Consider the following 25,786-nt stretch of genomic DNA (forward strand, 5'->3'; position numbering starts at 1 on the left):
GTCAAGCCGATGGGCCGGGTGAGGTCAAGCGATGTTTGGCGCTTCACGCGATGCGGCGGCTGGGCTAAACGCATGGCATGACAGTGGTTCTCCAGATTTCCGGCCTCGGAAAAACATATAAGAGTGGTCATAAAGCGCTGAGCGATGTCGACCTTTCGATCAACAAAGGCGAGATTTTCGCGCTGCTCGGGCCGAACGGCGCGGGCAAGACGACTATGATCAGCATCGTCTGCGGCATCGTCACGCCCAGCGCGGGGACGATCACCGTCGGCGGACATGATCACGCCCGCGACTATCGCGCCGCGCGCGCGATGATCGGGCTGGTGCCGCAGGAGCTCCATACCGATGCGTTCGAAAGCGTGATGGCGACGGTCAGCTTCTCGCGCGGATTGTTCGGTAGGCCCAAGGACACGGCGTTCGTCGAGCAACTGCTCAAGGATCTGTCGCTGTGGGACAAGCGCGATTCCAAGATTATGGAATTGTCGGGTGGGATGAAGCGCCGCGTGATGATCGCCAAGGCGCTCTCCCACGAACCCGAAATCCTGTTTCTCGACGAACCCACCGCGGGCGTCGATGTCGAGCTGCGCCGCGACATGTGGAACATGGTGCGCGGTTTGCGCGAGCGCGGGGTCACGATCATCCTCACCACCCACTATATCGAGGAGGCCGAGGAAATGGCCGACCGCGTCGGGGTGATCACCGGCGGGCGGCTGATTCTGGTCGAGCAGAAGGACGAGTTGATCAAGAAGCTCGGGCGCAAGACGCTGACGCTCAACCTCGCCGAACCGCTCGCGGCGATTCCCGACGAGCTGGCGCAATGGAAGCTCGAACTTGCGGGCGAGGGCAATGAGTTGGTCTATGAGTTCGACAGCCGCGCCGAGGCCACCGGGGTGCCGTCGCTGCTGCGGCGGATGACCGACATCGGCGTAGCGTTCAAGGATCTGCACACAAGGCAAAGCTCGCTCGAGGATATTTTCGTCGGGCTGGTTCACGAATCGAACGGTACGAAGGGAGAAGCCGCATGACCGCGAACTGGCGCGGCGTGCGCGCGATCTACGCTTTCGAAATGGCCCGATTCGGGCGCACCTTCTGGACCAGCCTGATGCTGCCGGTGATCACCACGGCGCTCTATTTCGTCGTCTTCGGATCGGCGATCGGCAGCCGGATGGCCGAGGTCAGCGACGTGCCCTATGGTGCCTTCATCGTCCCCGGACTGATGATGCTGACGATGTTCACCGAAAGTATCAGCAACGCGTCGTTCGGCATCTATATGCCCAAATGGACGGGCACGATCTACGAGATGCTGTCGGCGCCGCTGTCGCCTCTGGAAACGGTGATCGCCTATGTCGGTGCCGCCGCGACCAAGTCGGTCGTGATCGGGTCGATCATTTTCGCGACCGCGCACCTGTTCGTCGACGTGCAGGTCGCGCACCCGCTGCTGATGGCCGCCTTCATGATCCTGATGGCGGTGACATTCTGCCTGTTCGGCTTCATCATCGGCATCTGGGCGCAGAGCTTCGAACAGCTTCAGGTCATCCCGATGCTGGTCGTCTATCCGCTGACCTTTCTGGGCGGCGCCTTCTATTCGCTCGACATGCTGCCCGCGGCGTGGCGGACGGTGACTTTGTTCAATCCCGTCGTCTATCTGATCAGCGGGTTCCGCTGGACCTTCTTCGGCAAGGGTGACGTCGGGATCGAGGTGAGCATGGGCGCGGTGGCGCTGTTCCTGGCGCTGTGCCTCGGCGTGATTTTCTGGATGTTCCGCACCGGATACCGGCTCAAGAACTGAGGCAATGCCGACCACAAGCAGCGTGTCATTCCGGCGAAGGCCGGAATCTCGACGTGGCGTCCCGGGGTTGCGGTGAGATCCCGGCCTTCGCCGGGATGACGAGAAAAAGGTCGGTTGCTCAGCTGTTCAAACGCTCGCGCATTTCCTTGCCGGGTTTGAAATAGGGCACGTTTTTCGCCTTTACATCGACGGCGGCTCCGGTGCGGGGATTGCGACCGGTGCGCGATTCGCGCGCGCGCGTCGAGAAGGCGCCGAAGCCGCGGAGTTCGACGCGGCCGCCCGCCGCGAGCTGATCGACAATGGAATCGAAAAAGGCATCGACGATACGCTCGACTTCCTCGAGCCGCAAATCGCTGTTTTCGTTCGCGATCTTTTGAACCAGTTCTGACCGGATCATGTGCTTCCCCTAATATATACAGCCACGCATTTCCCGCCGAGGCGGGTTCCGGTCGTTGCCGGCCCCTAGTGCGTGAGACCCCTCCCAACGCACTGCGAAGGTATCACGAATCACTGTCCGGTCAACAAAAATATATCACGACAAGAAAAAGGCCCGCAGAGGGACACTCTGCGGGCCTTTGCTGTGCCTGACGGCGGAAGGAGGATCAGTCCTTCTTGCCGGCCTTCAGCGCTTCGCCGAGGATGTCGCCGAGCGACGCACCCGAGTCCGACGAGCCGTACTGCGCGACGGCTTCCTTCTCTTCGGCGATCTGCATCGCCTTGACCGAGAAGTTCGGCTTTTTCGAACGGTCGAAACCGATGACCATCGCGTCGAACTTCTGACCGACCTGATAGCGTTCGGCGCGCTGTTCGTCGCGGTCGCGGCCAAGGTCGGCGCGCTTGATGAAGCCGGTGGCGCCATCTTCGCCGGCCTGCACTTCGAGGCCGTTGTCGCGGACTTCGAGGACCGAGACAGTGACGATGTCGTTTTTCTTCAGCGAACCCGCTGCGGCAACGCCGCCGCCAACGGCCGGGGCGCCCTTTTCAAGCTGCTTGATGCCGAGGCTGATGCGTTCCTTCTCGACATCGACGTCGAGAACGACGACCTGCACGGCCTCGCCCTTGCGGTGGAGGTGCAGCGCTTCTTCGCCCGAGATGCCCCACGCGATGTCCGACATGTGGACCATGCCGTCGACGTCGCCCGGCAGGCCGACGAACAGACCGAATTCGGTCGCGTTCTTGACTTCGCCTTCGACGACCGAGCCGACCGGGTGGGCTTCCGCAAAGGCGCCCCACGGATTCGACTGGGCCTGCTTGAGGCCGAGCGAGATGCGGCGCTTGTCGCTGTCGACTTCGAGGACGATGACGTCGACTTCCTGGCTCGTCGAAACGATTTTGCCGGGGTGGACGTTCTTCTTGACCCACGACATTTCGCTGACGTGGACCAGGCCTTCGATGCCGGCTTCGAGTTCGACGAACGCGCCGTAATCGGTGATGTTCGTGACCGTGCCGGTGAGCTTGGCGCCGACCGGATATTTGGCGGCGACGCCTTCCCACGGATCGCTTTCGAGCTGCTTCATGCCGAGGCTGATGCGCTGCGTGTCGCGGTTGATGCGGATGATCTGGACGCGGACGGTGTCACCGATGTTGATGACTTCGCTCGGGTGGTTGACGCGCTTGTAGCTCATGTCGGTGACATGGAGCAGGCCGTCGATGCCGCCGAGGTCGACGAACGCACCATAATCGGTGATGTTCTTGACCGCGCCTTCGATGATCTGGCCCTCTTCGAGGTTCTGGATCAGGCCCGAACGCTGTTCGGCGCGCGTTTCCTCGAGGATGGCGCGGCGCGACACGACGATATTGCCGCGGCGGCGATCCATCTTGAGGATCTGGAAGGGCTGCGGCAGGTCCATGAGCGGGCCGACGTCGCGCACGGGGCGGATGTCGACTTGCGAACCCGGAAGGAACGCCACGGCGCCGCCGAGGTCGACGGTGAAGCCGCCCTTGACGCGGCCGAAGATGACGCCTTCGACGCGGGCTTCCTTGTTGAATTCTTCTTCGAGGCGGTCCCACGCGGCTTCGCGGCGAGCACGGTCGCGCGACAGCATGGTTTCGCCATTGGCGTTTTCGACGCGGTCGACATAGACTTCGACTTCGTCGCCGACGTTGAGATCGGCCTTCTGGCCCGGCATCGCGAATTCGCGAAGCGGCACGCGGCCTTCGCTCTTCAGGCCGATGTCGATCACTGCCAGGTCGTTCTCGATCGCGGTCACGGTGCCCTTGACGACGCGGCCTTCAAAGCCGCCATCAGCACCACCCAGCGATTCGTCGAGCATCGCGGCGAAATCGTCGCGCGACGGAAAAGCCGTAGAGGCCATAGAGTGTTTTCCTTACTTCATTTGTTCCGGCCAAGCGGTTGGTTCCGCTGGTCTTGTGGCCGATCCGTCCTGCCCGCCGGATGCGGAGCATGACATCCTTCGAACCTTTCGCAGGGCAAGGCAGGGGCAAAGCAAAAGGGGCGCGATGGGTGAGCCCCGTCGCGCCCGACGCTCGAGTCTGGAGCGGCGGTTTGTCCGTGCCTCGACCGGCAAATAGCCCGTCGGACGGCGCGCATATAGTCCGCAGCCCTTGCAAAAGCAAGGCGGAAAGCCGGTTCTAGGCTGTATCGACATTCAGCCATGGCGGTCTGCAAATGGCGGCCTTCCGCGCTTCCGGTGCTCACGTGCAGAAAGCACGCTGCGCTCCGGGTCACGGAAAACCACCATTTTCGACTCGCCATCTTTTGAATGTCGATACAGCCTAGCCCCGTGCCTTGCGGCGCTCCTCGACGAAGGCGATCGCGGCGGCGATCGCGGCGTCGCGGTCCATCTCGCTATTGTCGAGCAGCATCGCGTCCTCGGCGCGAAGCAGCGGCGCGTCGGCGCGGCCGGTGTCGCGCGCGTCGCGCGCATGGACGTCGGCGAGCACCGCGTCGAAACTGACCTCGACGCCGCGCGCGGCCATCTCGGCATGGCGGCGGCGCGCGCGTTCCTCGGGCGAGGCGGTGACGAACAATTTGGCGTCGGCGTGCGGGGCGATCACCGTGCCGATGTCGCGCCCGTCGAGCACCGCGCCGCCCGGCTGGTTCGCGAAATCGACCTGGCGCTGGAGCAGCGCGGCGCGCACCGCGGGATGGACCGACGCGCGGCTGGCGAGGCTGCCCGTGCTTTCGAAACGCAGCGCCGGATCGTCCAACAGGCGGTTCGGAAAATCGCACGCGGCGAGCGCGTCGGCGGCATTGTCGGGATCGCCGTGGTTGAGCTGGGTCTGATAACCGACCGCGCGATAGAGGAGGCCCGTGTCGAGCACGGGGAGACCGAAATGCGCCGCGAGCGCCCGGGCGATCGTGCCCTTGCCCGACGCGGTGGGACCGTCGACCGCGATAATCATTGCTGCAAGCCCGCCAGCAGCGTTTCGAAATTGGGGAAGCTGGTCGCGACCGGCGCGATGTCGTCGATCGTCACCGGCGCTTTGCTGACAAGGCCCGCGACCGCGAAGCTCATGCAGATGCGGTGGTCGAGATGGCCGGCGATGGTCGCTCCGCCGGGCAGCGGGTCGCCGCCGGTGCCGTCGATGACGAGGCCGTCTTCGCTTTCCTCGACGCGCGCGCCGATCGCTTTCAGGCCGGCCGCCATCACGGCGAGGCGGTCGCTTTCCTTGACGCGGAGCTCGTCGAGCCCGGTCGTCACCGTGCGGCCCTCGGCGAGCGCGGCGGCGACGAACAGGATCGGGAATTCGTCGATCATGCTCGGCGCGACGGCGGGATCGACCGCGATGCCCTTGAGGTTGCTGTGGCGGACGCGCAGGTCGGCGACGGGCTCGCCGCCGACTTCGCGCGCATCGAGGAGGGTGATGTTGCCGCCCATCGCCTGCAGCACCTCGACAAGGCCCGCACGCGTCGGGTTCAGGCCGACATTGGCGATGGTGACGTCCGATCCGGGCACGACCAGCGCCGCGACGATGAAGAAGGCTGCGGACGAGGGGTCGCCGGGGACGACGATCGTCTGCGGTCGCAATTCGGCTTCGCCGCGAATGCGGATATGTCGCGTGCCGTCGCCATCGGTCTCGACGGTCAGCTCGGCGCCGAAACCGCGCAGCATGCGCTCGCTATGGTCGCGCGTTGGCACCGGCTCGATCACCTCGGTAATGCCGGGCGTGTTGAGCCCCGCAAGCAGCACCGCGCTCTTCACCTGCGCCGACGCCATCGGCAGGCGATAGGAAAGGGGGATGGCGGGAGCGAGGCCGCGGACCATCAGCGGCAGGAGGCCTCCCGGCGAGGCGCTGATGTCGGCGCCCATCTGCGCCAGCGGATCGATGACGCGGCCCATCGGGCGCCCCGACAGGCTGGCGTCGCCGACGAAGGTCGCGGTGATCGGGTGGCTCGCGACGAGGCCCATCAGCAGGCGGGTCGAGGTGCCGCTGTTGCCCATGTCGAGCGCTTCGCGCGGCTGGAGCAGTCCGCCGACCCCGACGCCGTGGATGCGCCATTCGCCGTCGTCCCGCCGTTCGATCGTCGCGCCCATCGCGCGCATCGCGGCTGCCGTCGCGAGGATATCATGCCCCTCAAGCAGACCGGCGACGCGGCTTTCGCCGACCGCAAGCGCCGACAGCATCAGCGAGCGGTGCGAGATGCTCTTGTCCCCCGGGATCGCGATCCTGCCTTTGAGCGGAACGGAAGCGGAAAAGCTGCGCGGCGTGGCGGTTTGATCGGTCATGGCGTGCGGCTTTTGACAGCGGCCTTGCAATCTGGCAAGGCGCACGCCGATTTGACGGATAGCTATTCAGGTGCCGTCGCTTTTCCGATATTTCTATCCTGTTTCCAAAGGATTATGAGGCGTTTATGATTAAGGCTGAATGGGGCACGAAGCGCAGCTGCCCGAAATGCGCCACCCGATTCTATGATTTGACCAAAGATGATCCGATCAGCTGCATCAATTGCGGCTATAGCTGGATCCCGGAATCGGTCCTGAAATCGAAGCAGCCGATGCCGTTCGAGGAAGCCGAGAAGCCCGGCAAGGTCGCGAAGGAAGAAAGCACCGACGAGGATCTGGATCTGGACGTCGATGTCGACGAGGACAGCGATTCGCCGGACAATGACGTCGATCTGGGCGGTGACGACGATCTGGGCGTGGCCACCGGCGACGACGAGGACGACGAAAGCTGATAATTCCCGGGTTTTGATTTCGGGGGGCTAAAAAAGCTTCGAAAGATGATTTGGCCCCTTGCATCACGCGGCGGCGCTGCTAAAGGCGGCGTCCCGGTCGCAGCAGCCAGCGATATTGGCGAGGGCGACACGCGAAATGGCACGGGGCCTTAGCTCAGCTGGGAGAGCGCCTGCATGGCATGCAGGAGGTCAGCGGTTCGATCCCGCTAGGCTCCACCATTACAAAAAGGCCCGCGAAAGCGGGCCTTTTTTGTGGTCTGCGGTCTGCCGTCGAACTGGATGGCGAGGTCTGCTTTGGGCTGGGGAGCTGCCCTAAGCTCCTCCCTGTCGCGCAGCGATGGGGAGGTTGCAGCAGCGGCGGAGCCGCTGACGGAGGGGCGTTAGCGCGACTTCGCGGCCCCTCCGCCACCGCTTCGCGGTGGTCCCCCTCCCCACGGCTTCGCCGCAGGGAGGATTTAACGTCCGCTCCTGGTCGCTACCGCCATTCCGCTGCATCGCGATACGGCTATTCGGCCGCTTCTTCCTTGTCGAACAGCGGTGCCAGTTCGATCGAGTCGGCGAGCGTGATGCGGTCGAGGATCGCCGCGGTGTCGTCGCGAACCCGGAGCATCAGGCTGCGCATCCGGCAATCCCGTTCGGGCAGGCAATTCTTGCAATGCTCATGCGCATTTCGGCTTGCGCAGGGGACGAGCGCGAGCGAACCGCGCGTCAGCCGGACGAGGTCGCCATAGCTGATGTCGATCGGCGGTAGGGCGAGCTGATAGCCGCCGTCGCGCCCGCGCTGCGAGATGAGCAGGCCTTCGCGCGCCATTTCGGACAGGATAACGGTCAGGAATTTGGGCGGGATGTTCTGGGCGTCCGCGATATCCGCAAGCTGCACCTGCCCTTTGCCCCAATGGTCGGCAAGGTGCTGGAACGCGCGGATCGTATAGCGGGTCTTCTGCGAGAGCATGGCGGCGTTACTGTGACATAATCGACCTTAATTCAACCTGTCTGGATGACAAATGTTGCACGGTTGATGAAAATCACAGCGGGTGGCATGAACCCGTCTATAAATGGTCGCATGGTGGCCCGGAACCGGGCGCGACAAGGGTGGATGAGATGATGCGGAAATTATTGGCGACTCCCGCCGTGCTGGCGGCCTGCCTGCTCGCGGTGGCGCCCGCGCAGGCGCAGTTCGGCAGCCTGCTTCGCAAGGTGACGACCCCGGCGCCCAAGCCGAGCGAAGACGACAATGGCGGCTGCCCCAAGGGCAAGAAGGGCAGCGGCATCGGCCGCAACATATTGGGCAATGTCATCAACGACGCGGTCGGCGACGTGGCGAGCAAGGCCGGCGTCTACTCCTATGTGCCGATCGCGGAGGTGAGCGGGACGCTCACCGACGCGATCGCCTGCCGCCTCGACCCCGCCGAGCAGGTGCAGGCAGCGGCTGCGACCGAGGAGGCGACGCGCGGCGAAGAGGTGGGCGCGACCGCCAACTGGACGAGCGAGACGCGCGCGAACGTCAGCGGGTCGTCGACCGTGGCTTCGATCAACGTCGAAAGCGGCGGGCGGCGCTGTATGAACGTCACCGACTTCATCATCGTTGAGGGCGAAGAAACGCGCGTGACCAAGCGGATGTGCAAGGAACCGGGACAAGCGCGATATGTGGTCGCGGCATGAAGCGGCTGGCCCGCCTTTCGATTGCTACCGCCGCGCTCCTCGCGCTCGGCGCCAAGCCGGCGATGGACCCGGTCAACCCGACCTGTCCGCTCGATCCGGGCTGGTCGACCAACCCGCAGATGCAATTCACCTATTTCGAAAAGGACGGATGGAAGATCATTAAGGGCGAGGGGCGTATCGACAAGGATGTCGTGCCCCGGCTCAAGGCCGTGCTCGCCAAGCATCCGGGGCTCGATGAAATATGGCTCAGTTCGCCCGGAGGCGATGCGCGCGCTGGCAATGAAGCGGGCCGCCTGATCCGCGACACGCTGGACGTCATCACGCGGATTCCTTCGGGTTGGGCCTGTTACAGCGCCTGTAACTTCATGTTCATGGGCGGGCGATCGCGCACGATCGATCCCGGCGGTCAGTTCATCGTCCATATGTTCACGCGGACCGGCGATCGCAGCACGATCGACTATAGCGTCGCCATGGGAACCGACGCGACCACCGAGCTGATCGGCGAAATCGAGCAGGATGCGGCGCAGCTTGCGAGCGAAGATAATGACTTTATGATCCGCATGTTCCTATCCCGCGAACTGCTCACCGATATCATGTACAAGCAGAAAGCGGTGAAAGGCAGCGGTGCCGACAAGTCGACCCGCCGCTGCCTTACCATGGATGAAGCGCTCAAATATGGCGTCGTGAACGCCACATTTGATTAGGTATTAACCTTCGCCCACATTGGGTGGGGTTTCGAAGCCTCCACCGCCTTCCATCCAATACCGTTCTAGCAGCTCCGCAACGTAATCCGATAGGGAGGTAACCTCTAGAGAATTGAAGTCGTCGTAGATCGTGATACTTCCGTCATCGACCCAGCTGACTTGGCCGGTCGTATCGGGGCCGATCTGGCCGATCTCTTCATATCTAGGATTTACACTTCCGTCCTCGTTTTTAGTTTTGGCGAGCACGATGAAAGCGGTGTATTCTTCACCGTTAATCATCTGAGGAAATGGCGAAAGTATGATTGTTTCGATGATAACCTCTTGCGTCATTTATTTCTCTTTCATTATTAAGAATTTACATGGCGAAGGGGGTAGGGCATTCGATAGCTCACGCATATCTCTCAGCTCATCAAATCGTCTCGCCCCCCCCCCCGTAAGAGAACATATATAGAACAAAAGGTTCATAATGTCAATAATAATAACCATATAGGTGAGTTTCTTTTTTGCGTTTGTTGTTGACGCTGGTGTTGCGCCCGGCGACCGAATCCATCAAACTGCGAGATAAGGGAGAGGCTGCCATGAACGACATGACGCACGATCACGCCACATTCCGCTCGATGATCGACGGGACGCAGGAGGATTGGGACATTATCGCGCGCGAGCAGAAGGAGTTCGCGCCAAACAATGGCAAGCGCATCCTCGAACATCTGAAGCTGCTCGGCGGCGATTATGGCGGCTTTCCGGTCGACCGGCTCGAACATTGCCTGCAGACCGCGACGCGCGCGCACCGGGATGGCCGCGACGAGGAATATGTCGTGATGGCTTTGCTCCACGACATCGGCGACACCCTCGGCGCGTTCAACCATCCCGACGTCGCGGCGGCGATCCTCAAACCCTTTCTGTCAGAAGAAAATCTCTGGATCGTCCAGCATCACGGCATCTTCCAGGGCCATTATTTCTTCCACTATCTCGGGCTCGACCGCGACATGCGCGACCAGTTCCGCGATCATCCCTATTATGCCGCGTGCGCCGAATTCTGCGAGAAGTACGACGCGCCGGCCTTCGATCCCGATTATGCTAGCGAGTCCCTCGAATTTTTCGAGCCGATGGTGATGCGGCTTTGCTCCTATCCGCGCACGAGCATCTACAAGAAGGTGATGGTCGAGGAAGCGGCGGAGTAGATCTGCCGTCGCTCCCGCGAAGGCGGGGTCCGCTATCGGTAGGCGCGAGGCGGCCAGCGGCCCCCGCCTTCGCGGGGGCGACGCTTACTTATCGACCCTTGAACGCGGTCTTGCGCTTCTGCTGGAATGCCATGATGCCTTCCATCGCGTCGGCGCTGTTGCCCGCGATATACTGTCCCTTGGCTTCGGCATCGAGCGTTTCCGAATAGCTTTGCGACAATCCTTCGCGCAGCACACGGCGCATCGTGCCGAGCGACACCGTCGGGCCGTTCGCGAGCCGCGCCGCGAGCGCCTTCGCCTCGGCCATCAGCTCGGCGTCCTCGACGCATTTATAGATCAGGCCCCAGTCGGCGGCCTGTTCGGCGCCGATCTTTTCGCCCAGCATCATCATCTGCGTCGCGCGCGGCAGGCCGATCAGGCGCGGCAGCAACCACGACGAACCGCCGTCGGGAACCAGCCCGATGTTGACGAACGCCTGCAGGAAATAGGCGCTCTTGCCCGCGATCGTGAAATCGCCCGACAGGCCGAAGCTGCACCCGACCCCCGCCGCAGGACCGTTGACCGCGACGACCACCGGAACCTCGACATTGGCGAGCGCCAGCAGCATCGGGTTATAATGGTTGCGCAGCGCCTTGCGGCTGTTGGCGCCGCCGCCGACCGCTGACCCGCTGCGGTCGCCCGCAAGGTCCGCACCCGAACAGAAACCGCGTCCCTCGCCGGTGATCAGCAGCGCGCGCGCGCGTAGAATGGGTAGGTAATCGAGCGCCGTGCGAATGTCGTCGGCCATCGCGGGCGGCATCGAATTGAGCCGGTCGGGGCGATTGAGGGTGATCGTCGCGACATGGTCGGCGACGTCGAACTTGATCGTGTCGAAGCTGGGAACATCGGTCATGGGGAAGAATCCTCTCGCGGGTACTTTACCTTTACGTTCACGTAAAGATGTGACGTATTTGGAAGGGGAGTGCAAGGGGGAAGGGGGATGATGGGTTTCGACCGGTTGCTGCCATTGAGAGAAGAAGGCCCCTCCCCTTCAGGGGAGGGGCTAAATTGCCGCAACGGCAGCTCCCCACCCAAAAGCCGATCTCATTCTCCGCCCAGCCGCGCGAACCGCATATCGCCCTCAGCGCGGTGGAGCGTCAGGCCGCGCTCGGTCTTCTCCGCGCACGCGCCGTCGAAATCGACCACACCGATATCATTGGGCACGATGATCACGTGCAGCTTGCCGCCGTCGGCTTCGGTGAGCTCGTAGCGCGGCGCGGTGATGCCATAGATCGGCTCGCGCAGCTCGACCCAGCGCGGTATGCGCTTGTCGTCGTCGGGCATCGTCCAGCCATAATATTGGGTATAATCCTCGGTAGGATCGCCGCTGTCGAAGCCGATCGTGAAATCGACTCCGGGTACGCCTTCGCCGTCCGGCCAGGTGACGAGCAGCGTGGGGACGGCGCCCTCGACCTCGATCAGCTGACCCTTCTCCATCGCCGGCGGCACCGGCTTGGGATCGGTGGTGAGGCAGATGGCCTCGCCGCGGATCTCCCACCGGCCCTCGGCGCGTTCGTCGAGCGCGCCCGCAGCGAGCATATATTGAAAGCGACCGTCGTTCCGGATGAGGAGGCCGCCGCCGACATCGGGCCCTTCGGCGAGGCCATACTCGCCTACCCATGGCGATTCCTGTGCGGCGGCGGGAATGGCGGGCGCAGCGAGCAGGGCGGCGGCGAGGAGCAGGGTTCGCATGGCGCGATCATGCGTCCGCCGCGAGCCCGGCGCCAGCCCCTTTCCACATCTCGCGCCACCTGCTAGGCGCCCGCGCCATGTCCAAGCACCCCGATCGCCGTACCTTCGCCATCATCTCGCATCCCGACGCGGGCAAGACGACGCTGACCGAGAAATTGCTCGTCGCGGGCGGCGCGATTCATATCGCGGGCGAGGTCAAGGCGCGCGGCGCCGCCCGGCGCGCCCGCTCCGACTGGATGAAGATCGAGCAGCAGCGCGGGATTTCGGTGACCTCGTCGGTGATGACCTTCGAACATGCGGGGCTGATCTTCAACCTGCTCGACACCCCGGGGCACGAGGATTTCAGCGAAGACACCTATCGCACGCTCACGGCGGTCGACAGCGCGGTGATGGTGATCGACGCCGCGAAGGGCATCGAACCCCAGACGCTGAAGCTGTTCGAGGTATGCCGCCTGCGTTCGGTGCCGATCATTACCTTTATCAATAAGGTCGACCGTGAGGGGCAGACGCCGTTCGAGCTGCTCGACGAGGTTGCCGACCGGCTCGCGCTCGATGTCTGCCCGATGAACTGGCCGGCGGGCATGGGCGGGCAGTTCGAGGGTATTTACGACCTCGTCGACCCGGCGCTGATGGTGCCCGGCGGCGACGCGTCGCGCATGTATGAGGGCGACCGGATCGTGGTCGAGGGTCTCGAAGACCCGCGACTTGCCGCGAAGCTCAGCGCGCCGGCGCTCGCCTTGCTCAAGGAAGAGACCGAGCTGGCATCGGCCTGCTACGCGCCCTTCGACGGTGCGGCCTACCGCAATGGCGACCTGACCCCGGTCTTTTTCGGTTCGGCGCTCAAGGAATTCGGCGTCGTCGACCTGCTCGCGGGGCTTGCGAGCCACGCGCCCGGGCCGCAGCCGCAGCCCGCCGAACCCGCGCCGGTCCGGCCCGATGACGATGCCGTCACCGGCTTCGTATTCAAGGTGCAGGCCAATATGAACCCCGCGCACCGCGACCGCATCGCCTTCATGCGCCTCTGCTCGGGCAAGTTCGAGCGCGGGATGCGGCTGATGCAGGGCGGCACGGGCAAGGCGATCGCGATCAGCCGCCCGATGCTTTTCCTCGCGCAGGATCGCGAGATGGCCGAAGAGGCCTTCCCCGGCGACATCATTGGCATTCCGAACCACGGCACGCTGCGCGTCGGCGACACGCTGTCCGAACGCAGCGACATCATGATCACCGGGCTGCCGAATTTCGCGCCCGAAATCCTGCGCCGCGTCGCGCTGGTCGATCCGACCAAGACCAAGCAGCTGAGGAAAGCGCTCGACGACATGGCCGAGGAGGGGATCATCCAGGTCTTCTATCCCGAAATCGGCGCGAACATGATCGTCGGTGTCGTCGGGCAGCTGCAATTGGACGTGCTGATCAGCCGATTGGAGGCCGAATATAAGGTCGAGGCGAAGCTCGAGCAGTCGCCGTGGGACACCGCGCGCTGGATCGCGAGCGACGATGCCGCGGCGCTGAAGGCGTTCCAGGCCGACAATCGCGGCGCCGCGGCGACCGACCGCGACGGCGCGCCGGTGTTCATGGCGAAGGACGCGTGGGAGGTCGGCTATGTGACCCAGCGCAACCCGTCGATCCGCTTTACAGCGACGAAGGAGCGCGTGTTCGCCGACGCGGGTTGATCGAACCGCGCATCTGCTTCACCATGGCTGCCGGCTCGATGATTGTGGGGGTATCGATGCGCACATGGATTTTGGCGCTTGCGGCGATGGCGAGCAGCGTACCGGCGGCAGCACAGACGATTGCGATGCCGATCGACAGCGGCTTCTGGACGAACGACACCGAGAAATGCGCGACCGTTCATCACGGTTACGTCTTTGACGGCAAACGCTGGGGCGCCCTCTATTATTACGGGCCGGGCGGCAATATGGGACCGGCCGCCGAACTCGAGCCGATCACGCAAACGCGCGCGGTCGATGACGGCTTTACCCAGATGCAGTTCGGCGGCTACGACGGCGCGGGTTATTTCCGGGTGAAATCGGCGGGGACCGACCGCGCCCTCTACCGCGTCGGCGCGCCGTTCCGCGAAGAGATGCAGGTCTCCGACGAGCCGCTGATCCGCTGCGATTTCAAGACGCTGTCGCCGAAAATGCAGGCGGCGCTGCGGCGTCATGCGCCGGGGCTGGCGGTTAGATAAGGCTGAGCAGGTCGGCGGGCGGCGCGGCGCCCTCTTCGTCTTCATCCTCTTCGCCTTCGAACTTGCTCAGCGTCACGCCGAGCAAGCGGATGCCCTGTTCGGTAGGAAGCAGGGGGGCCAGGATCGCCTCGCCCACGGCGAGCAGCGAATTGCCGTCGAGGATGGGTGCGGTGACCGATCTGGCGCGCGTGATCGTGCGGAAATCGGCGTAGCGGAGCTTGAGCGTCACCGTACGCCCGCGCGCGCCCTTCTTCGCGGCGCGGTCCCAGACGACGGTGCAGACATGCGCGAGCGCCTCGCGGATTTCGGTGTCGGTGATCAGGTCGTTGAAGAAGGTGCGCTCGCCGCCCAAGGACTTCAGCGGCCGGTTCGACTTGACGCGGCGATGGTCGATTCCGCGCGCTAGATTATAGAGCCATTCGGCGCTATTGCCGAAATTCTCGGCGAGCCACATCGGATCTTTGGCGGCGAGATCGGCGCCCGAGAAGATGCCGAGCCCTTCCATCTTCGCCGCGGTCACCGGACCGATGCCGTGAAAGCGGCGGATCGACAGCGTCTGGACGAAGGCGGCGCCCTTGCCCGGAGGGATGATGGTGAGGCCATCGGGCTTGTTTTGGTCCGACGCGAGCTTGGCGATAAACTTGTTATAGGAAACGCCGGCGGAAGCCGTGAGGCCGGTTTCGGCGCGAATGCGCTGACGGATCAACTTCGCCGCCGCGGTCGCGCTGCCCAGCCCCGCCTTGTCAGCGCTGACGTCGAGATAGGCCTCGTCGAGCGACAGCGGCTCGACCTCGTCGGCGTAGTCGCGGAAGATCGCGCGGATCTGGTGCGAAATGTCGCGATAGACCTCGAAGCGCGGCGGCACGAAGATAAGGGCGGGACACTGGCGCTTCGCGGTGACGCTCGGCATCGCCGAGCGGACGCCGAACTTGCGCGCCTCATAGCTTGCTGCTGCGACCACCCCGCGCCGCGATGAGCCGCCGACCGCGACGGGTTTTCCACGCAAGCCCGGGTCGTCGCGCTGTTCGACCGAAGCGTAGAAGGCATCCATGTCGACATGGATGATCTTGCGGCCCACCGGCGTCGTATCGGGATCCACGGACAATCGCTTACCTCTGGGTCGAGATTAGCCGAGGATCGCGCGCAGCGCCAGCGAGAAGAAGAACAAACGGAGAATTTGCGTCGCTGCAAAATCGCCGCTCAAGCCTCGGTCTGGCCGGGCGCGAGACCGCGAGTTGTCGGACGCAGCGCAGCATATCGGGGCAGTCCGTCGATCGGAATCGCCCATTTGGGGGCCAAGTCCGCGTAAAGGTGAAAAGCCGGGGCGATCGCGTCAGGATCGTCGAGCGAGGCCGCGGCGATGTCGATTTCGCCGGGCTGATGCCGGACATGGATGGTGAGCGGCGAGCCGCAGTCGCGGCAATAGCCGCGTTCGCCGAACGGCGTCGATGCGAATTTCCCCAGACGCTCCTCGCCCTGTTCGATATGGAAGTGACGGAGTGCCGCCGTGGTGAACACCATGCCGCCCGATCCCGACACCCGCTGGCAGATCCGGCAATGGCACCAGCCGGTGTCATAGGGTTCGGCGTCGATCCGGTAGCGGATCGTCCCGCATGCACAACTGCCCGTCAACATCGTCGCGTCCTTTCGGTTTTGCCCTTCGGCCTTTCGTCCGCCAGTTCGATCCATGCGGGCGCATGGTCGCTACTCTTTTCCCAGCCGCGCGGCCGCGTGTCGACTCCCGCCGCCTTCAGGCGTTTGGCGGCGGCCTTGTTGAGCAGCAGATGGTCGATGCGGATGCCCGCGTTGCGCTCATACGAGCGGCGCCAATAATCCCAGAAGCTGTAGATGCGCTCATCGGGATGGAGATGGCGGATCGCGTCGGTCCAGCCTTGGTCGAGGATGCCCTGAAAGGCGGCGCGGGCCTCGGGCGAAAACAGCGCGTCATCCTTCCAATTTTCGGGCTTGTAGACATCGAGGTCGGTCGGGATGACGTTATAATCGCCGCACGCCACGACGGGCGCTTTCAGGTCGAACAGCGTTTCGAGATGCGTGTCGAGACGCGCCATCCATTGGAGCTTGTAATCATATTTGGGGCCCGGCCACGGGTTGCCATTGGGCAGATAGAGACCGGCGACGAGGATGCCGCCGACCGCCGCCTCGATATAGCGGCTTTGTTCGTCGCGCGGATCGCCGGGAAGGCCGCGGCGCGTTTCGTGGAGTTCGCCGATGCGGCTGAGCATCGCGACGCCGTTCCAGCGGCTCTGGCCGTGCCAGATGACGTCGTAGCCCGCGTCGCGGATCGGGGTTTCCGGAAATTTCTCTTGCGGCGCCTTGAGTTCCTGGAGGCAGACGATGTCGGGCTGCGCGAGCGCGAGCCATTTGAGCAGCACAGGCAAGCGGCCGTTGATGCCGTTCACATTATAAGTCGCGATCTTCACCGCAGGCTCCGGAAGGTGATCGACCAGCGCGCGGTTTCCATCGGCGCGATGCTATGCTCCCATTCGTGCCGGACTTCGCCCGTAAGATGATAGATCGAACGCGGCGCGAGTGGGAGCGCCGCGCGCTCGAACTTGGGGCCGGCGCGGCGGCGCAGGCGCAGCGTTGCGGGTGCGCCGAGCGACAGGCCGATCACATGGTCGAAGACCGGACGGTCGCGGTGCCAGCCGATCCCGGCGCCCGGCGCATAGGCGATGAGGAGCGCCTGGACGAGCTGTTCGCCCGCGATGCCGGCGAACTGTGCGGCCCGCTCGCGGCACCCGGTCAGCCACGCGGGGATGGGATCGGCCGGGGCGAAGCGGCCGGTGGTGAAATCATAGGTCCAGCCGAAGGAGCGCGTCCGGCGCTTGCCCGTCCACTGCTGGAAGCGGAAGGGCGCGAGGTCGGTTTGGCCGATATGGTGGATTAGGCGTTCTTCTTCCCCAAGCCCGATCGCGTCCTCGGCATAGGCAAGCCCCGGCGGAAGCAAGGGGCCGAATAGGTTCGGCTGCCCGGTCAATGCGCGACCCCCGGCAGAATCTGGCGGATCATCGCCTTCAACGTCAGTGCGTCGTCGATCGCGGCCGCCTCGGTATCGTTGTTGAAATAGGCCCAGACCGACCGTCCTGCGCGGGCTTGCTCCGCGATCCAGCCGGTCCAGTCCTGCAGCCGCTTTTCGGAATAGCGGCCGACATATTTGCCGGTGCCGCCGTGGAAGCGGATATAGACGATGCCGCCCGAAACCCAGCGGGGCGAAGCTTTTTTGGGGAAATCATGCGTGACGAAGCCGGCGCCGAAACGGTCGAGCAGGTCGAGCGTCGCGTCGATATACCAGCTGGTGTCGCGAAATTCGAAGACGTGCAACAGGTCATCGGGCAACAGCTTCAGAAAGGCTTCGAGCCGGTCGAGGTTCAGGTGCAGAGATGGAGGCAATTGATAGAGGATCGGCCCGAGCACCGGTCGCAGGTGGCGGGTCGGCGCGATCATGCGCGCGAGCGGCTCTTCACAATCCTTGAGCTTCTTCGCCTGCGTGATGAAGCGGTTGGCCTTGACAGCATAGCAGAAACCGGCGCGCGCCTGCTCGCGCCACGCGTCGAAGGTTTCGGGCTTGGGCAGGCGATAGAAGCTGTTGTTGATCTCCACCGTGTCGAATTGTTCGGCATAAAAGGCGAACCAACGTTTCGCCGGCAGGTCTTCGGGATAGAAGGCGCCGCGCCAGTCGCGATAGTTCCAGCCGGAACAGCCGATATGGACGCGGGAGAGGGACATATTTTTGGTCATGGGATCATGCAGAGCAACGCGCGGGCCGGGTCTTTGCTGCATAATCATTCCCGTCGTGGCCTCGGTATCCTTTGCCGGGGCGCCGATTTCCTATCCTGCGTCAATTTTCAGGCCATTCCATCAAACGCCGGTGGAACATCCGGACCTGTCTGGCGTCAGCTGGGGACAGTCCATGATGGAGATGTCCCATGTCGCGTCTTTCCTTGCCGATATTTCCCGCCGTCTTTCTGCTGGCCGCCTGTAGCTCGCCAAACGACGGGACGAGCCAGTCCGAAAGCGCCACCGTGCCTGCCGACGATGGCGCGATGACAGCGCCCGACATGTCGTCGAACACCGACAACAACAATTCCGGCGCTATGACCGGACCGGCTGCCGACGTCAGCATGACGGGCCCGACCGATGGCTCGCCCCCAACCGGCTCCGACGGCACGACCGATCCGCAACGCGGCAGCGGTCCCGACACCATGAGCTCGACCACCGGCGAACAGACCGGCACCACCCCACCCCCGGGCCAATAGAGTGTCGAGCGGCTGCGTCCAGGCCGCCCCTCGCACCCACGCCTGCACCAGCCCTCCCCTGAAAGCAGGCGAGGAACGCCCCGGGCCGCAGTCTTCTGGCAAGCCCGCCGCCCCGGGGCGTTCCGTCCTGTGCCTCAGCCGAGCGTCGTGTCGAGGAAGAGCATCGCGACGAGGCCGACCATCAGCCCCGTCGTCGCCTTGCGGCCATCGACCCGGCTGTGCGTATCGGGAATGATTTCCGACGCGACGACCCAGATCATCGCGCCCGCGGCGAAGCCGAGGCCCCAAGGCAGGAGCGGCAACGCTATCGAAACGACCGCAGCGCCGAACAGCCCCGCAACCGGTTCGACCATGCCCGAGGCGAGCGCCGCGCCGATCGCGGTGCGCCGCGAATAGCCGAGGCTGGCGAGCGAGCCCGCGACCGCGAGTCCTTCGGGCATATTCTGCAACCCGATGCCGAGCGCAGTCGCGGTGCCGGCGGCCATGTCGCCGCCGCCGAAGCTGACGCCGACGGCCAGCCCCTCGGGGAAGTTGTGCAAGGTGATCGCGGCGACGAACAGCCAGATGCGCCGCAAGCGCACGTCAGCGATCGCTTCGGGACCAAGGCCGAGACGGTCGAGCGGCGGGACGATGGCGTTGAGCTGCGCGAGGAACGCCCCGCCGATCAATATGGCGACGACGACGGTCGCCGATGCGACCCAGCGGCTGGCGCCCTGCGCCTCGGCCTGCTCGATGCCGGGGATGATCAGCGAGAAGAAGGAAGCGGCGAGCATGACGCCCGCCGCGAAACCGAGCATCAGATTCTGCTGCGCTTCGGTCGGACGCCCGATCGACAGGATCGGCAGCGCGCCGACGACGGTCGCCAAGCCCGCGAGGAGGCTGGCGACGAAGCCGGTGAGGACGATCGAGTCGGCGATCATCCGGGGGTTTTGGTGGCGACGATCGCTTCGGCCTGGGCCCTGCCCATGGCCTTAGCTTCCGCCATGTCGGCGGCGCCGCCCATATCTTCGTCGCTCGTCCTGCCGGCGCCCGGCCCGGCGCCCAGATCGGCGCCCGTCGTCGGGTTCACGTCGGGGCGCGACTGAAGCCGCGCCATCATCGTTTCATAGGCTTTCATCTGCGCGCCACTGATTTCGACGGTGGGCGTACCGTCGCCGCCATCAAGGGGAAGGTTGGCGGCGACATCATCGAGCCGCTCCCATTGCTCGCCTTCGTTCCACGGGCCGGTCGCGTCCCCTTCGCCCTGCGACGTGTTGACATACATGTCGGCATAGGCCGCGAGCCCCGGCAGCTTGCCCGAGGGGAAATTGTCGGTGATCGAATAGAGCGCCTTTTCGAAGCTCTTCTGGTGTGCGACTTCGCGCGTCATCAGAAAGCCGAGCGCATCCTTGATCCCCGGATCGTCGGTAATGTTGATCAACCGTTCATAGATGATCTTGGCGCGGCTTTCGGCGGCGATATTCGAGCGGAGGTCGCAGGTCGGGTCGCCGCGGCTGTCGATATAGGCGGCGGACCAGGGCACGCCCGAGCTGTTGGTCAGCGACGGCCCGCCGCCATAGAGCAAGGACTGAGTGTGGCTGTTGCCGCCGGCGTTGAGCGACATGTAGAGATCGGCCTCTTCGAGCGCGGCTTCGGAGAGTTCGGACTTCACGCCCTTGTTGAGCATCGCGACGATCGAGCCGATCACCTCGAGATGGCTGAGTTCCTCGGTCGCGATGTCGAGCAGCATATCCTTGCGGCCGGGATCGTCCTCGGCGAGCCCCTGGGTGAAATAGCGCATCGCCGCGGCAAGCTCGCCGTCGGGGCCGCCGAACTGTTCGAGGAGGAGCGATGCCAGCGCCGGATTGGGCTCGGCCACGCGGACGGTATATTGCAGGCGTTTGTTGTGCATGAACATGATGGGGTCTCCTTTGGAACAGAAGGAGAGCGCCCGACACCATGGCCATGTTCCTGCGCTTGCCTCAGGTTAAGGAAAGCGCCGGTCAGTCCCAGTTGAGGATGACGCGGTCGTTCGCAGGGACATGATAGTCGATCCGGTCGGGGCTTTCGGCGCGCGGCCGGATGCCGTCGCCGTCGATCGCCATCGCGCGCGTCGCCGTCAGCTTGCGCCGTTTCCGCCGGACAAGGCTGAGCAGCGCGGTACAGGCTTCGCCGCCGCCCAGCGTGACGACGAGCATGCGCGCGTCGGTCAGCTCGATCGCGCGGATGAAATGGTCGCAGTAAAGCAGGAAGGGCGCATCCTCGACCTCGTGAAAGGCGCGCGTCGCGAAGATGAAGGCGGCGCCGGCGCCATAGATTTCCTGTCCGACCTGTCCTGCCGGCTGGCCGTCGGGGTAGAGATCCTCGAGCGGGAAAGAGAGCTTGCGGTCGACATGGCCGTTATTCTCGCGCTGCTCGTCGGCGATCGCCTCGGGCGGCAGTTCGTCGGGATAATAATGGATCGCGCGATGCAGCGTATATTTGCAATATTCGGAGATCAGCATCCGCGCCGCCGGTTCGAGGTCGGGGCCGCTGTCGCCCAGATAATGTTCGAATGCCGAAAAGCTGTCGAAACATTCGTAGATCGCCATGTAGGGCGCATCCTGCAGGCAGGTTGCGCCCATGAAATTATGATAGTGCACCGCGTGGCCGAGGCGGCTTTCCCATATCTCGCAATTGTGGAAGAAGCTCGCGAGATAGACGTAGCTTTGTTCGAGATAGACGTCGCGGTCGGTGATCCGCCACAGCCGCATGCACGCCGCGGCGCCCCAAGCGGTCAGGTTCGCCTGATAGTTGATCGCGAAGCCGAGCCCGATCGCGGCGTCGATCGCGGCGCGCGCTTCGTCTAGGAAACGCTTGTTGTCGGTAAGCTCGAACGCTTGCAGCATCACCCAGGCATAGACGCCGCCGACATCGGTCTGTCCGCGCCCGTCGGCCTCCGCGGTTTCAGTGATCACCGAGAAGTCGGTGACGTCATATTGGACGGGCCATTTATACTCGAAATGATGCGCCGCGCGGATGCCGTAATCGATCGATTTCAGGAACAGCTGCTTCGCCCGGCCGTTTCCGGCGAGCGCGAGCTTTCCAAGGTTGAGCAGCGGGTGATAGAGATACCAGCTGTCGACCGCGTCGGCATTTTTGTCGTCGCCGACATTGGGGAGATAGCGGCGAAGCGTCTTCAGCTTGGGGTCGTAGAAGCGTCCCATTCCCGCGAGGAATTCGGCTTCGAGCGGATGGGCCGCACCCTGCCAGACGCCCCAGTCGTGCAGCGCCGCGACGATCGACATCTGGACCATCGCATCGGGATATTCGGCGGCGGTATAGGGGTGGATATAGCGATGCCCATAATGGCGGATCGTCGCTTCGGGCGCCTTGTCCAGATCGCGGAGCGTCCGCTTGGCGCGCGCCATCCAGTCGCGATATTCGACCGGCGGCAGGTCGAGCGTCTGATAGGCGGCGCCGAGCATCTGAAGGAAATGGCGCGCGCTGTCGCGCTCGTCGCTCGGAAGGTCGGGACGCAGTACGAGGATCGCATCCGACAGGATGACCTCCTCGCCGGCCGCGAGCGGCTTCGGATCGGGCCGCCCGCGCTGCGACGGAGTCGGCAGCAGGAAACCGATTTCGGGCCATATCCCGCCGACGACCGCGTCGGGCTTGGTGTCGGTCGCGCGGAAATAGTCGCCGAGCGCGGTCAGATTCTGGAGATAGAAGATGTTGCCGAAGGCGGGCCGCTCGATCTGGAAATAGAGCAGGCCGGCGTTGAGCCTGCGCTGCGACGCCTCGATCTTTCCCTCGGCGCGGAGCGGATCGTCGCCGGGGCCGAGTGGGTAGAGGTCGCGCGGAACGAAAGACAGCGCGGTCGCGGCGGAGGGGGTGAAACTCGTCAGGATGCGAATCGAGGTCAGCGCGATGGTGCGGCCTTGCAAAATGACGCTATGCGCGCCAAGCGCACTCACCGCCTTGATCCGTGCGGTCTCCCCCGGTTCGGCGGTGAGCCGGTCGGTGCGCGCGTCTCCGGCAATCGTCGCCGCGCGTATCGCGAGACCGCCTTTGCCCGCTCGCCGGATCACCGCCCAAAGCGCGTCGCTTCCGGTCCTCAATTCGATCGAGAGATCGCCGGTTTCGAAGAGGTCGAGACGCTTTCCGTTGGAGCCGAGCGCTTCGCCGAGCGCGAGAAGCGTCGGCGTGACGGGCGGGTCCTGATTGCAATCGGACTTCGTTGCCATGAGGTGCCTTTCGAAAGGGTCGCAAGCGGCGGTCTTTTGACGACGCCTGCGGCGAGCGCTCGTTCCCTTGGCCCACTCGCGCGACGCGCCCCGGGCGCGGGGCGTTGACACAGGTTAACGAAACAAATCGGGCGTGCTTGCGCCGGGCCGCAACCATGGCTTCGGACTTTCGTTGAATTGCTCGACCGGGTCGAAGGACGCTCCGAGGAGAATGACGATGGCAGATGACAAGAAGCATGTCGGCGCACCGGATCGGGACCGCATAAGCCTCAGCGAAGATTATGAAATCCGCGACTGGACCGAGGCGCTGGGCGTCAGCGAGGCGCAACTTCGCGAGGCGGTCGATGCCGTCGGCAATTCGGCCGGGAAGGTGCGCGAATATCTGAAGCTCGGCTGACCGCCCGTGGACAAATTTTTCACAAGGGTCGCGTCGAAAAGCGCGCGCGTCCTGGGCCGGCCGCTGGCCTTCATCATCTCGGTCCTGTTCGTCGTCCTCTGGGCGGCGAGCGGGCCACTGTTGTCCTATTCCGATACCTGGCAACTGATCGTCAACACCGCCACCACCGTGATGACCTTTCTTGCGGTCTTCCTGATCCAGAACAGCCAAAATCGCGACGGCGCCGCAATGCAGGCGAAGCTCGACGAAATACTCCGTGCGCTCGACAATGCGCGCGAGGAATTCGTCGGAATCGAACATCTGACCGACGATCAGATCGAAGCGATCCGCGAAGCGCTCGAAAATGATATCCAGAACGGAGGCGGCAAGGCGAGCACCGTGACGCCGACAGTCGAGCGGCTGCTCGACCGCTATTGATCGGCCGCCGCCAGCGGGCACACCGCGGGACCGTTGAGCACTTCGCCCTCGGCGCCGAACTGCGACCCGTGGCATGGGCAGTCCCAGCATAGTTCGAGCGGGTTCCAGTGGACGATGCAGCCCGCGTGGGTGCAGACCGCCGACCGGCGCGACACGGCGCCGTCGGCGCGGCGATAGACGGCGAGCTTGCGCGCGCCGTCGCGCAGGATCGCGCCGCATCCGGGCTCCAGCTCTTCTTCGGAAGCGATTTCGCCGGGGGTCGCATATTCGGCGAAATTTTTGACCGCACCGACCTGCCCCTCGATGAAATTGGCGAGTGACGGGCGCGCGGTGAAGGGCTTGCGGCCAGGATCGAACAGTTCGGCATAACGCGTCGGCATATCGGCGATGAGCGGCGCGATGGTCAGCGCGCCGGCGACGCCGTTGGTGATGCCTTGTCCGGAATCGCCGCTGTGGATGAAGATGCGCCGGTTGCCGGGATTGCGGCCGCTGAACGGCATGAAGTCCATCGGTTCGAGCACCTGTCCGGACCAGCGATAGGTCGGCTTGGCAAAGGCGGGAAAACGTTCGCACGTCCAGTCGACCAGCGCGGCGATGCGCGCTTCCATGTTCTTCGCCGTGCCGCTCCGATGGTCCTCGCCGCCGACGATCAGCAGGTCTGCTTCCTCGTCGAGCGGCTGGAGCCGGACATAATGATAGGCTTCGAGGCTGTCCCAGAGCAGCGCATCGGGAACCGAGCGGGCGGGGACTGGGCCCGCGATCGCATAGGTGCGCATCGGAAGCTGCTTGGTGTGGATGGCGATGCGGTCGTTGACCGGCGAATTGGTGGCGAAGACCGCCGCCTTGGCGCGGATGACATGCCCGGTGCCGGTCTCGATCTCGACTCCCTCGACATTTTCGCGGTCGGCGACATAGGCGGTGTCGCGGTGGATGCGCCCGCCGGCGCGGCGCACCGCGCGGGCGAGGCCGGCGAGATAGCGCATCGGGTGGACGCGGCCCTGACCCGCGAAGCGCAGCGCGCGGCCGGTGTCGCGGCCCGTGATCGGCGCGCGGTCGGCCCATTCGGCGGCGATGCCGAGCGTGCAGCACATGTCGTGCTCGGCCTCGATATCGGCGACATCCTCGGGGCGCGCCGCGAAAAGATAGCCGTCGACGCGGGCGAAATCGGCGTCGGCGACGTCGGCCTGGCAGATCGCTTCGATCCGGTCGATGGCGCCGACCTGGCTTTCGTAATAGCGGCGCGCCGCGTCTTCGCCGTGGATGGCGGCGAGTTCGGAATAATAATCGTCGAGCGCCGAGGCGAGGTGCGCGGTGGTGCGCGCGGTCATCCCGCCGCCGATCGCGCCGCGGTCGATCAGCAGGACCTGCTGCCCCAGCCCCGCCAGTTCATAGGCGGTCGACAGGCCCGCGATGCCGGTTCCGACGATCACCACATCGGCCGTCGCATCGCCGGTGAGCGGCCCATCATCGTCGATTGTCACGTCCATCCAGCACGACCGGCTTCGTTCGTCGCGTGCGTTCATTGATCGTCTCCTGTCGATGGAAGCTGATCCGGTGCATCGGCGACCGGGCCGTCGCGAAATACGGTGCGGCGGGCGGTGACCAGTTCGCGGTAGCTGGCGGCGGTGACCGCGCCCCACACGAGATGCGCCGTGATCATCAGCGCGTTGCGCGCGGGCGGATGGCGGTGCGCGGGGCTGAGCAGGCCCATCGCCGGGATCCAGCCGAAATAGCTTGCTGCCCACACGGCGACGCCCGCGCCGCTGCCCAAGCGCGCGGTCATCGCGGGCTGCGCGGCGGCGAGCAGCGCGCCCGTGACAGCGCCATAGCCATGGTGCGCGGCGGTGGCGGCGTCCTTGATGTCGTCGTCGTCCTCGATCCCAACGATGCGCTTGGTGATCTCGCGCGGCGGCAGCGGATATTGGTCGGATCGGGGCAGGCGGGGATGCAGCCGGTTCATCGCGGCGGTCATCGCGACCGTCCCCGCGACCCCGGCGATCGCGCCGAGCAGCAGACGGGTGGTGAGGCGGGTGGTCATGGAACGGATATGTCCTTGCCGGATGGGTGATGCGTGCCGAGTTTCAAAGGGATCGCGACT

Annotated in this window: 29 protein-coding genes and 1 tRNA gene; 12 read left to right on the plus strand and 18 right to left on the minus strand. The window is 64.4% G+C overall.

Annotated elements, in window-relative coordinates; all coding sequences use genetic code 11:
- Nucleotides 1-77 precede the first annotated feature (77 nt).
- Together OVY29_RS03105 and OVY29_RS03110 are read left to right on the plus strand one after the other, a co-directional pair.
- Nucleotides 78-1,025, plus strand: coding sequence for an ABC transporter ATP-binding protein (locus OVY29_RS03105; RefSeq protein ID WP_313910868.1), 948 nt, complete (start codon nucleotides 78-80; stop codon nucleotides 1,023-1,025).
- On the plus strand, nucleotides 1,022-1,789 hold the full coding sequence (locus OVY29_RS03110) for an ABC transporter permease (protein ID WP_313910869.1): 768 nt from the start codon (nucleotides 1,022-1,024) through the stop codon (nucleotides 1,787-1,789). The genes OVY29_RS03105 and OVY29_RS03110 overlap by 4 nt, the downstream gene beginning before the upstream one ends.
- A 118-nt stretch (nucleotides 1,790-1,907) precedes the next feature.
- Here OVY29_RS03110 and OVY29_RS03115 read toward each other — a convergent pair whose 3' ends face one another.
- From OVY29_RS03115 to aroA, 4 genes are all read right to left on the minus strand, one after another.
- Nucleotides 1,908-2,186: an integration host factor subunit beta gene (locus tag OVY29_RS03115; protein ID WP_037553529.1), complete on the minus strand. Its 279-nt coding sequence runs from the start codon at nucleotides 2,184-2,186 to the stop codon at nucleotides 1,908-1,910.
- 205 nt (nucleotides 2,187-2,391) lie between these two features.
- On the minus strand, nucleotides 2,392-4,104 hold the full coding sequence (gene rpsA, locus OVY29_RS03120) for a 30S ribosomal protein S1 (RefSeq protein WP_037553530.1): 1,713 nt from the start codon (nucleotides 4,102-4,104) through the stop codon (nucleotides 2,392-2,394).
- 421 nt (nucleotides 4,105-4,525) lie between these two features.
- Nucleotides 4,526-5,155 (minus strand): d(CMP) kinase, encoded by a 630-nt coding sequence (locus tag OVY29_RS03125; RefSeq protein ID WP_313910870.1) that lies wholly within the window; start codon nucleotides 5,153-5,155, stop codon nucleotides 4,526-4,528.
- The gene (gene aroA, locus OVY29_RS03130; protein ID WP_313910871.1) at nucleotides 5,152-6,480 is read right to left on the minus strand and encodes a 3-phosphoshikimate 1-carboxyvinyltransferase; all 1,329 of its coding nucleotides are present in this window, start codon (nucleotides 6,478-6,480) and stop codon (nucleotides 5,152-5,154) included. Before aroA ends, OVY29_RS03125 begins: the two co-directional genes overlap by 4 nt.
- 125 nt (nucleotides 6,481-6,605) lie before the next feature.
- On the opposite strand from aroA, the gene OVY29_RS03135 reads away from it, so the two are divergent.
- Nucleotides 6,606-6,929 (plus strand): TIGR02300 family protein, encoded by a 324-nt coding sequence (locus OVY29_RS03135; protein ID WP_037553534.1) that lies wholly within the window; start codon nucleotides 6,606-6,608, stop codon nucleotides 6,927-6,929.
- 143 nt (nucleotides 6,930-7,072) lie between these two features.
- Nucleotides 7,073-7,148: transfer RNA gene (locus tag OVY29_RS03140), tRNA-Ala, on the plus strand.
- A gap of 286 nt (nucleotides 7,149-7,434) precedes the next feature.
- On the opposite strand, the gene OVY29_RS03145 is transcribed toward OVY29_RS03140, so the two are convergent.
- Nucleotides 7,435-7,881 carry an RrF2 family transcriptional regulator gene (locus OVY29_RS03145; protein ID WP_037553535.1) on the minus strand — a complete coding sequence of 149 codons (447 nt, stop codon included), beginning with the start codon at nucleotides 7,879-7,881 and terminating at the stop codon, nucleotides 7,435-7,437.
- A 152-nt stretch (nucleotides 7,882-8,033) separates the two neighbouring features.
- Between OVY29_RS03145 and OVY29_RS03150 the strand changes: the two genes are divergently transcribed.
- Nucleotides 8,034-8,591 carry a hypothetical protein gene (locus tag OVY29_RS03150; RefSeq protein WP_313910872.1) on the plus strand — a complete coding sequence of 186 codons (558 nt, stop codon included), beginning with the start codon at nucleotides 8,034-8,036 and terminating at the stop codon, nucleotides 8,589-8,591.
- Nucleotides 8,588-9,295, plus strand: a complete 708-nt coding sequence (locus OVY29_RS03155; protein ID WP_313910873.1) for a hypothetical protein — start codon at nucleotides 8,588-8,590, stop codon at nucleotides 9,293-9,295. The genes OVY29_RS03150 and OVY29_RS03155 overlap by 4 nt, the downstream gene beginning before the upstream one ends.
- A gap of 3 nt (nucleotides 9,296-9,298) precedes the next feature.
- On the opposite strand, the gene OVY29_RS03160 is transcribed toward OVY29_RS03155, so the two are convergent.
- Nucleotides 9,299-9,625, minus strand: coding sequence for a hypothetical protein (locus tag OVY29_RS03160; RefSeq protein WP_313910874.1), 327 nt, complete (start codon nucleotides 9,623-9,625; stop codon nucleotides 9,299-9,301).
- Nucleotides 9,626-9,873: 248 nt separating this feature from the next.
- Between OVY29_RS03160 and OVY29_RS03165 the strand changes: the two genes are divergently transcribed.
- Nucleotides 9,874-10,476, plus strand: a complete 603-nt coding sequence (locus OVY29_RS03165; RefSeq protein ID WP_313910875.1) for an HD domain-containing protein — start codon at nucleotides 9,874-9,876, stop codon at nucleotides 10,474-10,476.
- An 88-nt stretch (nucleotides 10,477-10,564) separates the two neighbouring features.
- On the opposite strand, the gene OVY29_RS03170 is transcribed toward OVY29_RS03165, so the two are convergent.
- The gene (locus OVY29_RS03170) at nucleotides 10,565-11,368 is read right to left on the minus strand and encodes an enoyl-CoA hydratase-related protein (RefSeq protein WP_313910876.1); all 804 of its coding nucleotides are present in this window, start codon (nucleotides 11,366-11,368) and stop codon (nucleotides 10,565-10,567) included.
- A 191-nt stretch (nucleotides 11,369-11,559) separates the two neighbouring features.
- Complete coding sequence (locus OVY29_RS03175) at nucleotides 11,560-12,207, minus strand: hypothetical protein (RefSeq protein ID WP_313910877.1); 648 nt, start codon at nucleotides 12,205-12,207, stop codon at nucleotides 11,560-11,562.
- A 77-nt stretch (nucleotides 12,208-12,284) separates the two neighbouring features.
- Here OVY29_RS03175 and OVY29_RS03180 point away from each other — a divergent pair, with 77 nt between their 5' ends.
- Both OVY29_RS03180 and OVY29_RS03185 read left to right on the plus strand, forming a co-directional pair.
- Entirely contained in the window at nucleotides 12,285-13,877 is a 1,593-nt protein-coding gene (locus tag OVY29_RS03180) for a peptide chain release factor 3 (RefSeq protein ID WP_313910878.1), read from the plus strand.
- A 56-nt stretch (nucleotides 13,878-13,933) separates the two neighbouring features.
- Entirely contained in the window at nucleotides 13,934-14,392 is a 459-nt protein-coding gene (locus OVY29_RS03185) for a hypothetical protein (RefSeq protein ID WP_313910879.1), read from the plus strand.
- On the opposite strand, the gene dinB is transcribed toward OVY29_RS03185, so the two are convergent.
- From dinB to OVY29_RS03210, 5 genes are all read right to left on the minus strand, one after another.
- Nucleotides 14,385-15,497: a DNA polymerase IV gene (dinB, locus tag OVY29_RS03190; RefSeq protein WP_313910880.1), complete on the minus strand. Its 1,113-nt coding sequence runs from the start codon at nucleotides 15,495-15,497 to the stop codon at nucleotides 14,385-14,387. The two genes, OVY29_RS03185 and dinB, sit on opposite strands and share 8 nt — an antisense overlap.
- Before the next feature lie 95 nt (nucleotides 15,498-15,592).
- On the minus strand, nucleotides 15,593-16,027 hold the full coding sequence (locus OVY29_RS03195; RefSeq protein ID WP_313910881.1) for a GFA family protein: 435 nt from the start codon (nucleotides 16,025-16,027) through the stop codon (nucleotides 15,593-15,595).
- Nucleotides 16,021-16,833 carry an exodeoxyribonuclease III gene (gene xth, locus OVY29_RS03200; protein WP_313910882.1) on the minus strand — a complete coding sequence of 271 codons (813 nt, stop codon included), beginning with the start codon at nucleotides 16,831-16,833 and terminating at the stop codon, nucleotides 16,021-16,023. The genes OVY29_RS03195 and xth overlap by 7 nt, the downstream gene beginning before the upstream one ends.
- The gene (locus OVY29_RS03205; RefSeq protein ID WP_313910883.1) at nucleotides 16,830-17,390 is read right to left on the minus strand and encodes an alpha-ketoglutarate-dependent dioxygenase AlkB; all 561 of its coding nucleotides are present in this window, start codon (nucleotides 17,388-17,390) and stop codon (nucleotides 16,830-16,832) included. Before OVY29_RS03205 ends, xth begins: the two co-directional genes overlap by 4 nt.
- A complete protein-coding gene (locus OVY29_RS03210) occupies nucleotides 17,387-18,139 on the minus strand; it encodes a DUF72 domain-containing protein (protein ID WP_313910884.1) in 753 nt (250 codons plus the stop codon). The genes OVY29_RS03205 and OVY29_RS03210 overlap by 4 nt, the downstream gene beginning before the upstream one ends.
- Nucleotides 18,140-18,339: 200 nt before the next feature.
- Here OVY29_RS03210 and OVY29_RS03215 point away from each other — a divergent pair, with 200 nt between their 5' ends.
- On the plus strand, nucleotides 18,340-18,669 hold the full coding sequence (locus OVY29_RS03215; protein ID WP_313910885.1) for a hypothetical protein: 330 nt from the start codon (nucleotides 18,340-18,342) through the stop codon (nucleotides 18,667-18,669).
- Between the two features lie 134 nt (nucleotides 18,670-18,803).
- Here OVY29_RS03215 and OVY29_RS03220 read toward each other — a convergent pair whose 3' ends face one another.
- The 3 genes from OVY29_RS03220 to OVY29_RS03230 all read right to left on the minus strand — a co-directional run bounded on the left by OVY29_RS03220 (nucleotide 18,804) and on the right by OVY29_RS03230 (nucleotide 22,874).
- Nucleotides 18,804-19,589 carry a ZIP family metal transporter gene (locus tag OVY29_RS03220; RefSeq protein WP_313910886.1) on the minus strand — a complete coding sequence of 262 codons (786 nt, stop codon included), beginning with the start codon at nucleotides 19,587-19,589 and terminating at the stop codon, nucleotides 18,804-18,806.
- Nucleotides 19,586-20,566 (minus strand): manganese catalase family protein, encoded by a 981-nt coding sequence (locus OVY29_RS03225; RefSeq protein WP_313910887.1) that lies wholly within the window; start codon nucleotides 20,564-20,566, stop codon nucleotides 19,586-19,588. The genes OVY29_RS03220 and OVY29_RS03225 overlap by 4 nt, the downstream gene beginning before the upstream one ends.
- 85 nt (nucleotides 20,567-20,651) lie before the next feature.
- Nucleotides 20,652-22,874 (minus strand): hypothetical protein, encoded by a 2,223-nt coding sequence (locus tag OVY29_RS03230; RefSeq protein WP_313910888.1) that lies wholly within the window; start codon nucleotides 22,872-22,874, stop codon nucleotides 20,652-20,654.
- 217 nt (nucleotides 22,875-23,091) lie between these two features.
- Between OVY29_RS03230 and OVY29_RS03235 the strand changes: the two genes are divergently transcribed.
- Both OVY29_RS03235 and OVY29_RS03240 read left to right on the plus strand, forming a co-directional pair.
- Complete coding sequence (locus OVY29_RS03235) at nucleotides 23,092-23,271, plus strand: DUF3606 domain-containing protein (RefSeq protein WP_313910889.1); 180 nt, start codon at nucleotides 23,092-23,094, stop codon at nucleotides 23,269-23,271.
- A gap of 6 nt (nucleotides 23,272-23,277) precedes the next feature.
- Nucleotides 23,278-23,688 (plus strand): low affinity iron permease family protein, encoded by a 411-nt coding sequence (locus OVY29_RS03240; protein ID WP_313910890.1) that lies wholly within the window; start codon nucleotides 23,278-23,280, stop codon nucleotides 23,686-23,688.
- On the opposite strand, the gene OVY29_RS03245 is transcribed toward OVY29_RS03240, so the two are convergent.
- Together OVY29_RS03245 and OVY29_RS03250 are read right to left on the minus strand one after the other, a co-directional pair.
- Nucleotides 23,682-25,211, minus strand: a complete 1,530-nt coding sequence (locus OVY29_RS03245) for an FAD-dependent oxidoreductase (protein WP_313910891.1) — start codon at nucleotides 25,209-25,211, stop codon at nucleotides 23,682-23,684. The two genes, OVY29_RS03240 and OVY29_RS03245, sit on opposite strands and share 7 nt — an antisense overlap.
- A complete protein-coding gene (locus OVY29_RS03250) occupies nucleotides 25,208-25,726 on the minus strand; it encodes a hypothetical protein (RefSeq protein WP_313910892.1) in 519 nt (172 codons plus the stop codon). Before OVY29_RS03250 ends, OVY29_RS03245 begins: the two co-directional genes overlap by 4 nt.
- Nucleotides 25,727-25,786 lie beyond the last annotated feature (60 nt).

The sequence above is a fragment of the Sphingopyxis sp. SE2 genome (assembly GCF_032227185.1).
In the GTDB taxonomy this organism is placed as follows: domain Bacteria; phylum Pseudomonadota; class Alphaproteobacteria; order Sphingomonadales; family Sphingomonadaceae; genus Sphingopyxis.

Coding starts and splice junctions, on each gene's coding strand:
- OVY29_RS03105 (WP_313910868.1), top strand. CDS start 78: ATGACAGTGGTTCTCCAGATTTCCGGCCTCGGAAAAACATATAAGAGT.
- OVY29_RS03110 (WP_313910869.1), top strand. CDS start 1,022: ATGACCGCGAACTGGCGCGGCGTGCGCGCGATCTACGCTTTCGAAATG.
- OVY29_RS03115 (WP_037553529.1), bottom strand. CDS start 2,186: ATGATCCGGTCAGAACTGGTTCAAAAGATCGCGAACGAAAACAGCGAT.
- rpsA (WP_037553530.1), bottom strand. CDS start 4,104: ATGGCCTCTACGGCTTTTCCGTCGCGCGACGATTTCGCCGCGATGCTC.
- OVY29_RS03125 (WP_313910870.1), bottom strand. CDS start 5,155: ATGATTATCGCGGTCGACGGTCCCACCGCGTCGGGCAAGGGCACGATC.
- aroA (WP_313910871.1), bottom strand. CDS start 6,480: ATGACCGATCAAACCGCCACGCCGCGCAGCTTTTCCGCTTCCGTTCCG.
- OVY29_RS03135 (WP_037553534.1), top strand. CDS start 6,606: ATGATTAAGGCTGAATGGGGCACGAAGCGCAGCTGCCCGAAATGCGCC.
- OVY29_RS03145 (WP_037553535.1), bottom strand. CDS start 7,881: ATGCTCTCGCAGAAGACCCGCTATACGATCCGCGCGTTCCAGCACCTT.
- OVY29_RS03150 (WP_313910872.1), top strand. CDS start 8,034: ATGCGGAAATTATTGGCGACTCCCGCCGTGCTGGCGGCCTGCCTGCTC.
- OVY29_RS03155 (WP_313910873.1), top strand. CDS start 8,588: ATGAAGCGGCTGGCCCGCCTTTCGATTGCTACCGCCGCGCTCCTCGCG.
- OVY29_RS03160 (WP_313910874.1), bottom strand. CDS start 9,625: ATGACGCAAGAGGTTATCATCGAAACAATCATACTTTCGCCATTTCCT.
- OVY29_RS03165 (WP_313910875.1), top strand. CDS start 9,874: ATGAACGACATGACGCACGATCACGCCACATTCCGCTCGATGATCGAC.
- OVY29_RS03170 (WP_313910876.1), bottom strand. CDS start 11,368: ATGACCGATGTTCCCAGCTTCGACACGATCAAGTTCGACGTCGCCGAC.
- OVY29_RS03175 (WP_313910877.1), bottom strand. CDS start 12,207: ATGCGAACCCTGCTCCTCGCCGCCGCCCTGCTCGCTGCGCCCGCCATT.
- OVY29_RS03180 (WP_313910878.1), top strand. CDS start 12,285: ATGTCCAAGCACCCCGATCGCCGTACCTTCGCCATCATCTCGCATCCC.
- OVY29_RS03185 (WP_313910879.1), top strand. CDS start 13,934: ATGCGCACATGGATTTTGGCGCTTGCGGCGATGGCGAGCAGCGTACCG.
- OVY29_RS03195 (WP_313910881.1), bottom strand. CDS start 16,027: ATGTTGACGGGCAGTTGTGCATGCGGGACGATCCGCTACCGGATCGAC.
- OVY29_RS03210 (WP_313910884.1), bottom strand. CDS start 18,139: ATGTCCCTCTCCCGCGTCCATATCGGCTGTTCCGGCTGGAACTATCGC.
- OVY29_RS03215 (WP_313910885.1), top strand. CDS start 18,340: ATGTCGCGTCTTTCCTTGCCGATATTTCCCGCCGTCTTTCTGCTGGCC.
- OVY29_RS03220 (WP_313910886.1), bottom strand. CDS start 19,589: ATGATCGCCGACTCGATCGTCCTCACCGGCTTCGTCGCCAGCCTCCTC.
- OVY29_RS03225 (WP_313910887.1), bottom strand. CDS start 20,566: ATGTTCATGCACAACAAACGCCTGCAATATACCGTCCGCGTGGCCGAG.
- OVY29_RS03230 (WP_313910888.1), bottom strand. CDS start 22,874: ATGGCAACGAAGTCCGATTGCAATCAGGACCCGCCCGTCACGCCGACG.
- OVY29_RS03235 (WP_313910889.1), top strand. CDS start 23,092: ATGGCAGATGACAAGAAGCATGTCGGCGCACCGGATCGGGACCGCATA.
- OVY29_RS03245 (WP_313910891.1), bottom strand. CDS start 25,211: ATGAACGCACGCGACGAACGAAGCCGGTCGTGCTGGATGGACGTGACA.
- OVY29_RS03250 (WP_313910892.1), bottom strand. CDS start 25,726: ATGACCACCCGCCTCACCACCCGTCTGCTGCTCGGCGCGATCGCCGGG.